The sequence below is a fragment of the Streptomyces sp. NPDC058678 genome (assembly GCF_042714835.1).
Taxonomy (GTDB): Bacteria; Actinomycetota; Actinomycetes; order Streptomycetales; family Streptomycetaceae; genus Streptomyces.
Map to the genome: position 1 here is coordinate 40,456 of NZ_JBHXSG010000056.1, position 16,091 is coordinate 56,546.

The 16,091-nt window shown below is 72.0% G+C and carries 4 protein-coding genes; all 4 read left to right on the forward strand.

What is annotated here, in order from left to right; genetic code table 11:
* The first annotated feature begins 41 nt into the window (after window positions 1–41).
* The 4 genes from ACFWWR_RS36690 to ACFWWR_RS36705 all read left to right on the forward strand — a co-directional run bounded on the left by ACFWWR_RS36690 (window position 42) and on the right by ACFWWR_RS36705 (window position 15,910).
* Window positions 42–10,985 carry an amino acid adenylation domain-containing protein gene (locus ACFWWR_RS36690; RefSeq protein ID WP_384307902.1) on the forward strand — a complete coding sequence of 3,648 codons (10,944 nt, stop codon included), beginning with the start codon at window positions 42–44 and terminating at the stop codon, window positions 10,983–10,985.
* On the forward strand, window positions 10,972–12,675 hold the full coding sequence (locus ACFWWR_RS36695) for an ABC transporter ATP-binding protein (protein ID WP_383861953.1): 1,704 nt from the start codon (window positions 10,972–10,974) through the stop codon (window positions 12,673–12,675). Before ACFWWR_RS36690 ends, ACFWWR_RS36695 begins: the two co-directional genes overlap by 14 nt.
* 360 nt (window positions 12,676–13,035) lie before the next feature.
* Window positions 13,036–13,857 (forward strand): MHYT domain-containing protein, encoded by an 822-nt coding sequence (locus tag ACFWWR_RS36700; RefSeq protein ID WP_383861956.1) that lies wholly within the window; start codon window positions 13,036–13,038, stop codon window positions 13,855–13,857.
* Between the two features lie 49 nt (window positions 13,858–13,906).
* On the forward strand, window positions 13,907–15,910 hold the full coding sequence (locus ACFWWR_RS36705) for a nitrate- and nitrite sensing domain-containing protein (protein WP_383861959.1): 2,004 nt from the start codon (window positions 13,907–13,909) through the stop codon (window positions 15,908–15,910).
* Window positions 15,911–16,091: the final 181 nt, after the last annotated feature.

Consider the following 16,091-nt stretch of genomic DNA (forward strand, 5'->3'; position numbering starts at 1 on the left):
TAGGCCGACTTTCATGCCTTGGAAGGGGCGCTGAGTCTTCGATGGTGGAACCGAGCGCTCGTCTCGTACTGCTTTCTCCCACCCGCCTGGCCGACGTGCGTCGGCGAACCGGCGACTTCTCCGACGGGACCGTCGCCGAAGCGTGCGCCATCGGGCTGTCGTACTGGGCGACCGGCCGGAGCCCCGACGGCATCGACCTCACCCCCGGCACTCTGTTCGCCGACGTCCTCGGGTGGGTCGACAACGGCGGGGACGGGCCCGGCGGTTGGGAGATCGGCGCGGACGGCGCCGGCGGCTGGAGCATCGCCGTCCCGGAAGACGTCGTGCCGGCCGAAGCGCAGCTCGCGCTGGACGACCTGGCCGACTTCCCGGACCGGCCGATCGGCACCATCGGCCCGTCCGGACCGGCGGCCAGGCTCGAGGCCCTGACCGAGTGGAACGACACCCGGGCCGACCGGGTCCGCCCGACCATCGTGGAGATGTTCCGCGAGCAGGCGCGGACCAGGCCGGACGCCGTCGCCGTCGTCGACGAGCACCGAACGCTGACCTACCGTCAGGTAGCCGAACTGTCCGGTCAGTTGGCTCACCACCTGATCGAACGCGGGCTCACCGCCGAACAGGTCGTGGGCATCTCCCTGGGCCGCTCCGCCGACATGGTGATCGGGCTGCTCGGTGTGCTCCAGGCGGGGTGTGCGTTCGTGCCGCTCGATCCGCAGTGGCCCGCCGCGCGCCGGGCCGTCGTCATCGAGGACGCCCGGGTCGTGCTGCAGCTCAACGACTCCGGCGAACACGACCCGGCTGAACCGGAAGCCGTGGCCGTCGATCTCGGCGACTGGCGGTACGGTTCCCACCCCGTCGAGGGGACCGGAGTCCCCGTCCCCGGCAACGCCCTGGCCTACGTGATCTTCACGTCCGGTTCGACCGGGCGGCCCAAGGGCGCGATGATCCGGCACGAAGCGATCAGCGAGCGCCTGCTGTGGCAGGTCGACGAGATCCTGGGCTTCGGCCACGACGACGCGTCGCTGTTCAAGGCGCCGCTGTCCTTCGACATCTCCATCAACGAGATCTTCCTGCCGCTGGTGTCCGGCGGCAGGCTGGTGGTCCTGCGGCCCGGCGGCGAACGCGACCCGCACCACCTGCTGAGCGTGATCGCCGAGCAGCGCGTCACCTTCACCTACCTGGTGTCGTCCATGCTGGACGTGCTGCTGGAGATCGCGGGCGACTCCGGGCAGCTGGACAGCCTGCGGCACGTGTGGTGCGGCGGCGAGGTGCTGACCCCGGAGCTGTACGAGCGGTTCCGCACCCGGCTCGACATCCCGATGTACCACGGCTACGGCCCGGCCGAGACGACGATCGGCGTCTCGCACGTCATCTACCGGGGCGCGGCGGAACGCCTGTCGACGTCGATCGGCAAGGCCAACCCCAACACCCAGTTGTACGTGCTGGACGACGAGTTGCGCCCGGTCCCGGTCGGGGTCGGCGGCGAGCTGTACGTGGGCGGCCTCCTCCTGGGACGCGGGTACGTGGGCGCGCCCGGCCTGACGGCGGCCCGTTTCGTGGCGAACCCCTTCGCCGCCGACGGGTCCCGGCTGTACCGGACCGGTGACCTCGCACGGTTCGCCCCGGACGGGTCCCTGGACTTCCTCGGCCGGGCCGACAACCAGATCAAGATCCGCGGCATGCGGCTGGAGATCGAGGACGTCGAGGTCGGACTCGCGGAACACCCCGGGGTACGGCACACCTGCGTCGTCGCGAAGAAGAACGCGGCCGGCGGCACCTATCTGGTGGGTTACGTGATCCCGGCCACCGGGAGCGAGGACCTGCGGGCCGACGAGGTCAAGGCGTGGGCCGCCGCGCACATGGTGGAGTACATGGTCCCCGCCCACATCGTCGTGATGCGGGAGTTCCCGCTCACCGCGAACGGCAAGCTCGACCGGAACGCCTTGCCGGAGCCCGCGATCGGGACGGGCTCCCTCATACCGCCCACCACCGAGAACGAGCGCGCGGTGTGCGCGGCGGTCGCGTCGGTGCTACGGCTGGACGAGGTCGGAGTCGACCAGGACTTCTTCCAGCTCGGCGGAGACAGCATCCTGGCGATCTCGCTGCTGAGCGCGCTGCGCGACGCGGGTCTCTACGTCACGGCACGGCAGATCTTCACCCACGGCACGGCGGGGGCGCTGGCGGCGGTGGCGAGCCGTGAGGACGTCAACACCGTGGACCACGGCGACGTCGCGACCGGCTCCGTCGTGGGATCGCCCATCGTGCAGTGGCTCGGCGAGACCACGGACGCGATCGACGGCTTCGTACAGTCGGTCGTGCTGAACACCCCGGCCGACCTGACCGCCGACGCCCTCGACCAGATCCTCGCCGCCGTGCTCGGGCGGCACGACATGCTGCGCGCCGAGCTGGTGCGCGGCGAGCACTGGGGTTTCGACATCCCGGCGGCGGACCGGGCCGCAGCCTCATGGAACGAGAGCGACCGGCCGCTCGACGAGTGCGTCGCGCTCGCCACCGACGGGCTGGACCCGGCGGGCGGCGTGATGCTGCGTGCCGTCTGGCGCCGCGAGGCACGACAGCTGGTCGTGGTCGTCCATCACGTGGTGATCGACGGCGTGTCCTGGCGGGTCCTGATGGAGGACCTGGCCACGGCGTGGCGGCAGTTCTCCTCGGGTGCGCCGATCGAGCTGCCGCCGGTGGGCACGTCGTTCCGGCGCTGGACCCAGTTGCTGGAGCGTGCGGCCTTCGACGCGGACAGTTCCTACTACCGACGTCCCCTGCCGGGAGAGGACCAACTGGTCGGCAGGCGCCCGCTGTCCGACGCCGACACCGTCGCGCGGGAGCGGGTGCGGACCGTCTCGGTCGGCCCCGAGGTCACGGCCGCGCTGCTGGGCGGGATTCCCGCGAAGTTCCACGCGGGCGTCAACGACGTGCTGCTGACCGCGCTCGCCGTCACCCTGGCCCGATGGCGCCGCGACCTCGGCCAGGACCAGACGTTCGCGCACATCGAACTCGAAGGCCACGGCCGCGAGGGACAGTTCGTGGCGGGCACCGCCGGCTTCGAGCCGGAGCTGTCGCGGACCGTCGGCTGGTTCACCACCCTGTTCCCGGTGACCGTGGACCCCGGCGCGGCGGCCGACCTCACCGCACCCGCGTACCTGGCCGCCGCCCTCAAGGCGGTCAAGGAGGACCTCGCCCGGGTGCCGGACAACGGAGTCTCCTACGGCGCCCTGCGGTACCTGACCCACACCGAGTTCGACGCGCCCGCACCGCAGGTGCTGTTCAACTACCTGGGCCGCTTCGACGCGGGTGCCCCCGGCGACTGGCAACTCGCCGCCACCACAGGACAGTTGGGTGAGAAGCGCGACCCGAGGATGCGCCTGCCGCGCGCCCTGGAGTTCAACGCGATCGCCGAACCCGCCCCCACCGGCGGCGAGTACGAGCTGGTCACCACGATCTCCTGGCCGGACGGGATGTTCACCGACGAGGACATCACCACCCTCGGCGACTACTTCCGGGTGGCCCTGGCCGGGCTGGCCGCGCTCGAACAGGGCGGCCACTCGCCCAGCGACTTCGGCCTGGTGCGGCTGACGCAGGCCGATGTCGACGCCCTGGACGGCCCGGCGCTGCGGGACATCCTGCCGTTGACCCCGCTGCAGGAGGGCCTGTACTTCCACTCGGTCTTCGACGACGACTCGGCGGGCGCCTACGTCGAGCAGCAACTGCTCACCCTGGACGGCGAGGTGGACGCCGACCGGCTCGCGGCGGCGGCCACCCGGCTGCTCACCCTGTACCCGAACCTGGCCGCGCGGTTCGTGGCCCTCGCCGACGGACGTGTGGTCTCCGTGCTGGAGAGCGGCGTGGAGGCGCCCTTCACCACGCTGGACCGCCCCGGCATCACCGACGCCGAGACCCGAGACCTGGCCGAGCGGGACCGGCGCGCCGGGTTCGACCTGGCCACCGGCCCGCTGATGCGGTACACGCTCATCCGTGCGGGCGCCGGCCGGAACGTCCTGGTGCAGACCGTGCACCACATCATCGCCGACGGCTGGTCGGTGCCGCCGATGCTCCGCGCGCTGCTGGCCGAGTACCACGCGCCGGGCACCCTGTACCCGCTCGGCGGATTCCCCGACTACGTGCACTGGCTCGCCGGGCGCGACGAGGACGAGAGCGACCGCGTATGGCGCGAGCAGCTCGCCGAGCTGCCCGGGCCGTCGCTGGTCGCCGAGGGTCACACCCCGTCCGACCGGTTCGCCGACACCGCCGTGGAGCCGAAGGACGACATCGACGCGGCCGTCCGGTCGGCCGGCGTGCCGCTGAGCGTGGCCGTGCACAGCGCCTGGGCGGTGACACTGGGCGGCCTCCTGCACGGCTCGGACGTGGTGTTCGGCTCCACGGTGTCCGGGCGGGACGCCGATGTGCCCGGCATCGGGGACATGGTCGGTCTGTTCATCAACACGATCCCCGTACGCGCCCGTTGGGCCGGCACGACCACTTCCCGCGACCTGCTCGCCTCCGTGCGGGAACACCAGAGCGCGGTGCTGCCCCACCAGCACGTCTCGCTGGCGAGGATCGGCCGCCAGACCGGCGCCGGCTCACTGTTCGACACCCTGGTGGTGTTCGACGTGGCGACCGATGTGGAGGCCCTGCGCGGGCCCGACGACACGCTGGTCGTCACCGACATCGTGAACGAGGGCGCCCCGCACTACCCGTTGACGCTGGTGGTGGAGCGCACGCTCGACGGCCGTCCGCGCTTCAACCTGATCTACGACGGTGAGCTGCTGCGGGAGGCGAGCGCCCGGGCGATCCTGCGGACGTTCACCTCGACCCTCACCGGACTGCTCACGCGGCCGGACGCACCGGTCGACGACCTGACGCCCCGCCAGGGGACTCAGTCGCCCGAGGGCACCCAGAGCCCCGCGCGGATCACTCCGACGACCCTGGGCGGGCTGTTCGACGCCGCCGCGCGTCGCGACCCGGCCGCCACCGCCGTCACCCAGTGCGGTCTCGACGGCGGGACCCGGTCACTGACCTACGGCGAACTGGCCCACGCGAAGGACGAGTTGGCCGCGGCCTTGCGCGCGGCCGGTGTCGGGCCGGGCAAGCGGGTCGCCGTCGCCGTCCCGCGCTCCGTCGAGCAGGTCGTCGCCCTGGTCGCGATCGTCGCCGCGGCCGGCGCGTACGTACCGCTGGACCTGGCGTACCCGGACGAGAGGCTGGAGTACATCCTCGCCGACGCCGCTCCGCAGGTCGTCCTCGTGGACCGTGCGCAGCGAGGCCGCTTCACGGACCTGCTGGCCCGAGCGGGAGTGCCGGCCCGCGTGCTCGTGCAGGGGGACGAGCTGCCGCCGGCCACCACCGAGCCGGGGCCCGGGGCCAGTTGGCACGACCCCGCGTACGTGATCTACACGTCCGGATCGACCGGCCGGCCCAAGGGCGTCGTCGTCCCGCACTCCAGCGTGGTGACCCTGCTCGCGAACACCCGGCCCGACATGGACTTCGGCCCGCGCGACGTGTGGGTCCAGTTCCACTCCTTCTCCTTCGACTTCGCGGTCTGGGAGCTGTGGGGCGCGCTGGCGCACGGCGGTGAGCTGCTGGTGCCGGAGTACGGGCTGACCCGCTCCCCGGTCGACTTCCACCGGCTGGTCCGTGAGCGCTCGGTGACCGTGCTCAACCAGACGCCGTCGGCGTTCTACCAGTTCATCGAGGCCGACCGGCATGCCGACGAGCCGGTCACCGCCCTGCGCCGGATCATCTTCGGAGGCGAGGCGCTGGATCTCGGGCGGCTGCGCGGCTGGGTCGAGCGGCACGGCACCGGTGCGCCCGAGCTGGTCAACATGTACGGCATCACCGAGACCACCGTCCATGTCACCCACCGGGTGCTCACCGACGAGGACTTCGCGCTCGGGGACGAGGTCAGCCCGATCGGCGGTCCGATTCCCGGCCTGGTCACCTACCTGCTCGACGACCGGCTCCGGCCGGTTCCGCCGGGCCGGGTGGGCGCCATCTACGTCGCCGGCGACCAGGTGTCGCTCGGCTACCTGGGCAGGCCGGGGCTCACCGCGGGACGGTTCGTGGCGAACCCGTTCGCCGGTGACGGCTCCCGCATGTACCACACGGGCGACCTCGCCCGCCGTACGCTCGACGGCGAGCTGGAGTTCGCCGGCCGCGCCGACGACCAGGTTCAACTCAAGGGATTCAGGATCGAGTTGGGCGAGGTCGAGTCGGCGATCAGGGAACTCGACGGCGTGGTCGACGTGGCCGTCACCGTGGCGGACAGCGGCGATCACCTGGTCGCGCACGTGGTGGGCCGGGTGCCGGGGGACTTCGTCGAGTCGCTGTCCACGAAGTTGCCCGTGCACATGGTGCCGGGCCGGGTGCTGCCGGTCGACGCGCTGCCGTTGACGGTCAACGGCAAGCTGGACCGCAAGGCGCTGACCGAGCGGGCCGCACAGACACCGGACGACATTCCGGCGGCCGCGAACGACTCCGCACTCGGCGCACTGGTCGGCATCTTCGCCGAGACCCTGCCCGGCTCCGCCGTGGACGCCGACACCGACTTCTTCAGGGCCGGGGGCGACAGCATCGTCGCCATCACCGTGATCAACCGGGCCAGGGCGCTCGGCCTGCCGATCGCGCCACGGGACGTGTTCCTGTACAAGACCCCGCGCGCTCTCGCCGAACACCTGGCGACACACGCACCACGCACACCGCAGGCCGCCGCGACCGCGCCCGCCCGCCGCGCGGACGGCCCACTGCCGCCCACGCCGATCATCCTGCGCCAGCGGGAACTGGGCGGATCGCTCGCCCGGTTCGCCCAGGCCAGGACGCTGGTCGCGCCCGAGGGCACCGGGTTCGCCGACGCCGAGCGCGCCGCGAACGCCGTAGTGGCGGCGCACCCGGCCCTCCGGTTGCGGCTGCGCGTCGAGCACGGGGTGTGGGCACTGCGCACCGAACCGGCCCGCGACGTCACCGTCGTACGACCGGACACGACCGATGCGAGCACGGCGGCGAGCGAAGCCGCCGGACGCCTCGACCCCGAGTCCGGGGACGTCATCGCGTTCGCGTGGCTGGAGGCGAGCCGGACCCTGGTGGTCACCGTGCACCACCTCGCCGTCGACTCGGTGTCCTGGCTGATCCTGCTGGACGACCTGGCCACCGCCCTGCGCGGGGAGACCCTGGCACCGCCGACCACCTCCTACGCCGAGTACGCCGAAGCGCTGAACTCCCGGTCCACTCAGGTCATCGACGCTCTCGGACACTGGCTCACCACGCTCCAGGCCCCCGCGCCGCTGCCCGCGGCCGAACGGCTGCGCGAGACTACCGTCGTGCTCACGCCCGAAGTGAGCGACCGCGTGACACGCACCGCCCCCGCCGCGTTCGGCGTCGGTCTCACCGAGTTGCTGTGCGGCGCGCTGCGCACCGCGCTGACGCACGTCCAGCCGTCGCCCACCGACCTCGCGATCGAACTGGAGCGGCACGGCCGGGTGCCGGCACTGGAACACCACGACTACACCCGTACCGTCGGCTGGTTCACCTCCATCGCCCCGGTACGGCTCTCCGCGCACACCGACCCCGTCGCGGCGGCGCGCGAGGTCGCCGAACGCCAGCCGGACGAGCGCGCGCACGTCGCCTACGGCCAACTCCGGTACCTCGAACCGCAGACGGCCCCGTTGCTGAACGCCCGCCCACAGGTGCTGTTCAACTACCTCGGCCGGGGCAGCGAGTCGCAGGCCCTGCACATCACGGGCGGCGACCAGGGCAGCCCGTACGCCGTCGAGGTCAACGCCTGGACCGACGCGGCCACCGGCAGCCTGCACGCGGCCTTCACCCTCGCCGAGGGCGTTCCCGACGAGATCACCGAGCACTGGCTGAGCGCACTGGAACACATCGCGGACGCCTCCGGGACGGCCGAGCGCACGGCGCCGGTCACCCCGCTGCAGCGGGGCCTGTTCTTCCAGGCCCAGATGGCCGGCACGGCCGGACACTACGTCGCGCAGAGCTGGTTCACCTTCGACCGGCGCCTGGACACCGACGCGCTGGCCGAGGCGATGGCGTACGTGATCGCGCGGCACCCGGTCGTGGGCGCCGGCTTCACCACCGACGACGACGGAAACCCCGTCCAGGTCCTCAGCGCGGAGCGGCACGTCACCGTCCGGACGGTCGAGCCTGCCACGGAGGCGGAGGTCGATGCCCTGCGCGCCCGGGACCGCGACACCGGCTTCGACCCGGGTGAGCCGCCCCTGATCCGGCTGACCGTGGTGCGTCTGCCCGACGACCGCGACGGTCTGCTGCTGAGCTACCACCTGCTGCTGTGGGACGGCTGGTCCCGCGAGATCGTGCTGCGGGACCTGTTCGACGCCTATCGGGCCGTCGTCGCGGGCGAGCCACTGGACCCGGCCCCGGCCACGCCGAGCTTCGAGGACTACGCCCGGGCGCTCGACGCCAAGGACTCCGCGGTGTCGGAGCGCTTCTGGGCGGAGCACCTGGCGGGCCTTCCCGGCCCGACGCTGCTCGCCGGACCGGCGCCGTCCCTGTCGGACGAGCTGCCGCGCGCGCTCGTGCACACGCTCTCCGCCGAACAGTCGGAACTGCTGCGGGAAGCGGCCCGGGTGCACGGCGTCACGCTGAACTCGGTGCTGACCGGCGCGTTCGGCCTCCTGCTAGGCGCGCACACGGGCCGCGGTGACGCCGTCTTCGGCGTGACCGTCTCCGGCCGGGAGGGCGAGGGCCTGGGCGATGTCGTCGGCGTGCTGCTCAACACCGTGCCCATGTGGACGCGGGCACGGCCGGACGACACCGTCCGGGAGTACCTGACGGCCGTACAGGCGGCCAGGGTCGAGGCGATGGAGCACGAGCACCTGGGGCTCGGCGAGATCCAGCGGGCCAGTGGACACGACACCCTGTTCGACAACCTGTTCGTGCTCCAGAACTTCCTGGACCTGGACGCGTTCGCCGAGATGAACGCCCGGCACGGCATCACCTCGGTGAAGGCCGACGACTCCACGCACTACCCGTTCACCTGGGTCGTCACCCCCGGCGACCGGCTCACGGTCAAGCTGGAGCACCGCCACGGCGACTCCGGGAACGCTCGTCGTCTCCTCGACGACTACCTGCGCGTACTCGAGGACCTGGCCCGGTCGACCGGTCCGGTCGGTGCGTTGCGGGGACCGGGGCCGCGGCCCTCGCAGGAAGCGCGCACCGACGTCGGCACGGACACCGTCGTCGACCGCTTCGACCAGGCGGCGGACCGCGACCCGCAGCGGGTGGCGCTCGTCGCCCACGGCGAGACCATGACCTTCGCGGAGCTCCGGGACCGCAGCCGTGCGGTGGCGGGTGTGCTCGCCCGGCGCGGCATCGGCCCCGAGACGGCCGTGGGCCTCGCGATCCCACGCTCGCTCGACTCGATCGTGGCGCTGTTCGCCGTGCTGCGTGTCGGCGCCGCATACGTGCCGCTGGAGCTGGACCACCCGGACGAGCGAATCGCCGCGATCGTCGCGGACGCCCGCCCGGAGGTCGTCCTCACCGTGAGCGCCGTGTCGCCCCGGCTGACCGGCGATCTGGTGGACCTGATCGAGCTGGACCGCCCGCTGCCCGAGACCGAGCCGTTCGTCACGTTCGTGCCGGACGACCCGGACCGCCTGCGGCACCCCGCGTACACGATCTACACGTCCGGATCGACCGGGAAGCCCAAGGGCGTGGTGACCGAGTACGCCGGACTCACCAACATGCTGATCAACCATCAGCGCCGGATCTTCGAGCCGGTGTTGGCGCAGCACGGCCACCGCGTCTTCCGGATCGCGCACACCGTGTCGTTCGCGTTCGACATGTCGTGGGAGGAACTGCTGTGGCTCGCCGACGGCCATGAGGTGCACATCTGTGACGAGGAACTGCGGCGTGACGCGCCCCGGCTCGTCGAGTACTGCCTCGAGCACGGCATCGACGTCATCAACGTGACCCCGACCTACGCGCAACAGCTCGTCGCCGAAGGCCTGTTGGACAACCCGGCACGGCGGCCGGCGCTGGTGCTGCTGGGCGGCGAGGCCGTCACCCCGACGCTCTGGCAGCGGCTCGCCGAGACCGAGGGGACGGTCGGCTACAACCTGTACGGGCCCACCGAGTACACCATCAACACCCTCGGCGTCGGCACCTTCGAATGCCAGGAGCCGGTGGTGGGAGTGGCGATCGACAACACGGACGTGTACGTGCTGGATCCGTGGCTGCGGCCCCTGCCGGACGGCGTTCCCGGGGAGCTGTACGTGTCGGGCATCGGCATCGCGCGCGGCTATCTCGGGCAGTCCGCCCAGACCGCGCACCGCTTCGTCGCGTGCCCGTTCGGCGAACCCGGCGAGCGCATGTACCGCACCGGGGACCTGGTGATCCGGCGGCCCGACGGGAACCTGATGTACCTGGGCCGCACCGACCAGCAGGTCAAGATCCGCGGCCACCGGGTCGAACTCGGCGAGGTGGAGGCCTCGTTCGCGGCGCACCCGGCGGTGCGGTTCGTCGCCGCGGTCGCCGAGCCCGACCCGCAGGTCGACGGGGCGTACCGGCTGGCCGCCTACCTCGTCCTGGACGGCTCCGATCTCGCGGCGGTCGCCGCCGAAGTGGGCGCCGGGCTGCCGGACTTCCTGCGCCCGACGCACTACGCCCAGGTCGACAGCATCCCGCTCACGGTGAACGGGAAGGCTGACACCAAGGCGCTGCCCGAGGCCAAGCCGCTGGGCGCGCTGACCACGGCGGCGGAGCGCGGCCCCGAGACCGAGACCGAGACCGTGGTGTGCGAGTTCTTCGCCGAGGCACTGGACCTGGACGACGACGAGGTGAGCGCGGTGAGCGACTTCGTGTCCCTCGGAGGACACTCCATGCTGGCGGTACGGCTGATCGGGCTGCTCCGCCGGGAGTACGGCCCCGTGGTCACGATCCGTGACCTGTTCACCCTGCGAACCCCGGAAGCGATTGCCCGCCACCTCGATGACAACTCCTGACACGCAGCGGCCCCATCCGGGGTCCCACATCCTCCGGACCGCACTGCGCCGCAACGTCGGCGCCATGGTCTGGGGCACCGTCCTCATGGGCCTGTACCAGGCGGGGGAGACCGCCTTTCCCATCGCGCTGGGCCTGATCGTCGAACACACGATGAAGGGGGACCGGAACCTCGGCTCGCTCGGCCTCTCGATCGCCGCCCTGGCCGTGATCATCACGACCGTGTCGCTGTCGTGGCGGTTCGGGATGCGCATCCTGCAGAAGGCCAACACCACCGAGGCGCACCGCTGGCGGGTGCGGGTCGCCTCCTGCGGACTCCAGCCGGTGGCCAGGGACGTCGACCTCAAGTCCGGTGAGGTGCTGACCATCGCCACCGAGGACGCCGACCAGACCGCCGACATCATCGAGGTGGTGCCGCTGCTGATCAGCTCGCTGGTCGCGGTCGTGATCGCGGCGGTCGCGCTGGGCCTGGCCGACGTCCGGCTCGGCCTGCTGGTGATCGTGGGAACCGTCGCGATCCTGTCGATCCTGAGCGTGATGTCCAAGCGGATCGGCGCCAGTACCCGCGAACAGCAGGCCCGGGTGGCACGGGCGGGCGCCAAGGTCGCCGACCTGATCATCGGCCTGCGTCCGCTGCACGGCTTCGGCGGCAACCACGCCGCGTTCCGGTCCTACCGGAAGGTCAGCGCGGAGGCGAAGCACCAGGCGATCACCGTCGCCCGAGTGAACGGCGTGTACGCGGGCACCGCGCTGGCCCTCAACGCGGTCCTCGCCGCCGCCGTGACCCTCACGGCGGGCTGGCTGGCGTTCGAGGGCCGGATCACCATCGGGGAGCTCGTCATGGCCGTGGGTCTGGCGCAGTTCATCATGGAACCGCTCAAGCTGTTCTCGGAGATGCCCAAGTACGTGATGATGGCGCGCGCGTCGGCCGAGCGGATGGCGCTGGTGCTGACCGCGCCGCCGGTGACGACCCCGGGGCCGCAGCGCCCGGCCGCGGGCGGAGACCTCGAGATCGACTGCGTCCGGTACGGATCCCTGCGCAAGCTGAAGTTCCAGGTGGCCGCCGGCGAGTTCGTGGCGATCGCCGTCTACCAGCCGCGCGCGGCGGCCGACCTCGCGTCGATCCTGGCCGTGAGCGTGCCGCCCCACGCGTACGAGGGAGTGGTGCGGGTCAGCGGGCAGGAGCTCGCGGACCTGTCGATCGAGGCGGTCCGTGAGCACATGCTGGTGAACCCGTACGACGGGGAGATCTTCGCCGGCACGCTCCGCACGAACATCGACCCGTCGGACACCAGCCGGATGATCCCCGAGGCCGTCGAGGCGTCCATGCTGACCGACGTCGTGGCCCTGCACCGCGAAGGACTCGACTACGCCGTCCGCGACCGCGGCGCGAACCTGTCCGGGGGCCAGCGCCAACGGCTGTCCCTGGCCCGCGCCCTCGCCGCCGACACCGACGTCCTCGTCCTGCACAACCCGACCACGGCCGTCGACGCCGTCACCGAACAGCTCATCGCGCGCAACGTCGCGAAGCTGCGCCGGGGGCGGACCACCATCGTGATCACCAGCAGCCCGGCCCTCCTGGACGCCGCCGACCGTGTCCTCGTCCTGGACGACGGAGTCGTCACCGCCGAGGACACCCATCGCAACCTCCTGGCCACGGACGCGGACTACTGTCGGGCGGTGGCCCGGTGACCCGCCGCAGCGGCCGGTCGTCGCGGCCGACCGGGCCTGGATGACCGCCGCTTGGACACTTTTCGGCCATGCTCGGGGAGTGCGGAGCGGTGCTGTCCCCGGCCGCTCCGCTGCCCGGATCGGCGGCCTTCCCTGTGGCCCGTGGCGTGGGCGAGCAGCTTCGGCGGTGAAAGTACAGGCCCCGTAAGGGGTATGTGAAGCACTTGCGTGCAAACGGGTCCGTAACCCACACCGCAGTACTTTAACCCTCACCGACCTCCGGCAGGCAGTGGCGCGATCTCGTTCCCCCGGGTCTCTGTTACCGGCGGTACAAACGTGCGCGCTGAGCTCTCCGCCCGGCGGGCGAGAGGGGGTTTCCCCGTGGGACACATGGACCACTTCAGTGCCGGATGGGTCACCCCCGTCCTCTCCTACGTCATGGCCTGTGTCGGCTCGGCGCTCGGCCTGCGGTGCACGGTCAGGGCCCTGGAGGCCGACGGCGCCTCGAAACGGAACTGGTTGACGCTGGCCTCGTTCGCGATCGGCTCCGGCATCTGGACCATGCACTTCGTCGCGATGATGGGCTTCAGTGTCGAGGGCACCCCCATCCGCTACGACGTTCCGCTCACCGTACTCAGCCTCGTCATGGCCATCGCCGTCGTCAGCGCCGGCGTCTTCACCGCCGGGTACGGGCGCTCGCGCGTCATGTCGGTGGCGCTCGGCGGGCTCGGCACCGGACTGGGCGTCGCCGCCATGCACTACGCCGGCATGGCCGCGCTCAACCTGCACGGCACGGTCGCATACGACCCGTTCCTCGTCGTCGCCTCCGTCGTGATCGCCGTCGTCGCCGCGACCGCCGCGCTCACCCTCACCCTCATCGTGCGCGGTCCCGTCCTCGCGGCCGTCGCCGCGCTCGTCATGGGGCTCGCGGTCAGCAGCATGCACTACACCGCCATGTACGCCGTCGACGTCCGCCTCGCACCCAGCAGCGCCGAGCTGCCCGGGGCCACGGCCACGGAGTTCCTCTTCCCGCTCGCCGTCGTGCTCGGCTCGTTCCTCTTCCTCACCTCCGCGTACGTCGCACTCTCCCCGACCGGCAAGCGCGCCGAGTCCGTCGCCGCCGAACTCCTGCGCGAGGTCGAGCTCTCCACCGCGACGGCCGCCCCGCCCGCTCCCGCCACCACCGCGACCGCGACCGTCTGAGCCGTACGTCCGCAGAGCCGCACCGCACACACCCTCGAAGAGGTATCCCATGTCTGTCACCCGCGCGACGGAACGGCTGCGCCCCAGATCCGTCCGAGCCAAGATCGTCGCCCTGCTCATGCTGCCCATCGTGTCCCTCATGGCCCTGTGGGGCTTCGCCGCGGTGACCACGGCCGCCAGCATCGGCGACACCCAGCGGGTCAAGGACGTCAACGCCGAACTCCTCGCCCCGGTCGACGGCTTCGTCACCGCGCTGCAGACCGAGCGGACCGCCGCCACACGCCACGCCGCCGCGCCGAACACGGCCGGCCGCGATACGGTCGAGGAAGCCCGGAACGCCACCGACAAGGCCGCCACCGCCTTCCGCAACGGCGCCGACGCCGCCACCGCGGACGCCGAGCTCCTCGACGCGGGGCTGCCCGCCCGCATCGACCGCCTGGAGGCCGACGCACGCGGACTCACCGCGCTGCGCGCGCGGACCGACGCCAAGGGCGCCACCCGGACTGCGTTCACGGGGTACTCGACGGTCATCGAGGACGCCTTCGCCGTCACCGGCGCGCTCACCGGCGAGAACGGCACCCACGCCGCATCCGAGGCACGGGTCGTCCTCGAACTCGCCCGCGCCCGCGAGGCCGTGGCCCAGGAACAGGCCCTCCTCGCCGCGGGGAGCGGGGCAGGGAAGCTCACCACGGAGCAGTACACGCTGTTCGCCGGGGCCGTCGCCACCCAGCGGGAGCTGCTGAAGCCCGCGGTCGCCGACCTGAAGCCGGCGCACCGGGCTGCGTACAACGCGGTGCTGGACAGCGGGAGTTACGACGTCCTCGCGGCCGGCGAGGACCGGGTGCGCGGCGCCGGGCCCGGCTCCCCGGTCCTCTCCGCGGGCTTCCTGAGGGACTGGGACGAGAACGCCGACGCCGTGCTGAAGGGGCTCGCCGAGGTCCAGTCGGACGCCGGCACGGGCGCCACGGCCAAGGCGAACCCCTTCGGCTGGGACACGCTGGGCGCCTCCGGCATCGCCGTCATCCTCGGTCTGGTGGGTGTGCTGCTGTCCCTGCTGGTGTCCGTGGGTGTCGGCCGCGGGCTCATCGTCGAACTGCTCGACCTGCGCAACTCCGCCCTGGAGGTCGCCGGGCGCCGGCTGCCGCAGGCCATGCGCAGACTGCACGCCGGGCAGGGCGTGGACATCGACGCCGAGGCCCCGATGCGGCGCCTCGTCGGCGACGAACTCGCCCAGGTGGGCACCGCACTCACCGCCGTGCAGCGGGCCGCGCTCAAGGCCGCCTCCGAGCGCGCCGAACTGCTCAGCGGCATCTCCGGGGTGTACGTCAGCCTCGCCCGCCGTAGCCAGGTGCTGCTGCACCGCCAACTCGACCTGCTCCACCAACTGGAGCAGCGCCCGCGCGACCGGGCCGAGACGCAGGACCTGTACCAGGTCGACCACCTCGCCACCCGGATGCGCCGCCACTCCGAGAGCCTGCTCATCCTGTCCGGCGTCGCGCCCGGACGCGGCTGGCGCGACCCCATCCCGCTGGCGGACGTCCTGCGGGCCGCCGTCGCGGAGATCGAGCAGCCGGGCCGGGTCCAGATCTGGGCCGTTCCGCGCGTCTCCCTCCACGGCGGCGCCGTGGCCGACGTCATCCACCTGCTCGCCGAACTCGTCGAGAACGCGGCCTCCTTCTCACCGCCCAGCGCCCACGTCCAACTGCGGGCCGGCCGGCTGCGCGACGGCCTCCTCATCGAGATCGAGGACAGCGGCTTCGGCATGAACGAGGAGGCGTTGGCCGAGGCCAACCGCAAGATCCAGTCCGAGAACGTCGACCTGCTCGACGCCAAGCAGATCGGACTCTTCGTGGTCAACCGCATCGCCGCCCGGCAGGGTCTGCGCGTCGAACTGCGCTCCTCGGCGAGCGGCGGAGCCACGGCGGCCGTTCTCATCCGCGAGAACTTGATACGGGACGACATGCCGGTGCACGACGCGGTGCTCCCGGACGGCCAGGACGACGGCCGGGCACTGGCCCCCGCGTCGGCGTTGATCCCGCAGCAGAGAGGGTGACGAGGTCCGTGCGCAGCGGGCCGCACCGCAGACCTCGGCAGTGCGCCCGCTGATCCGCGCGCCCCAGGGCCTGTCCGGCGGATCATGCCGCAGACGCGGGGCCTGGCACGCCGATCTGCGGCGTTGTCGTCGGTTGCCGAGTCCCCCACTCTCGACTTCGCTCGAGCGGGGGGACCCCCAT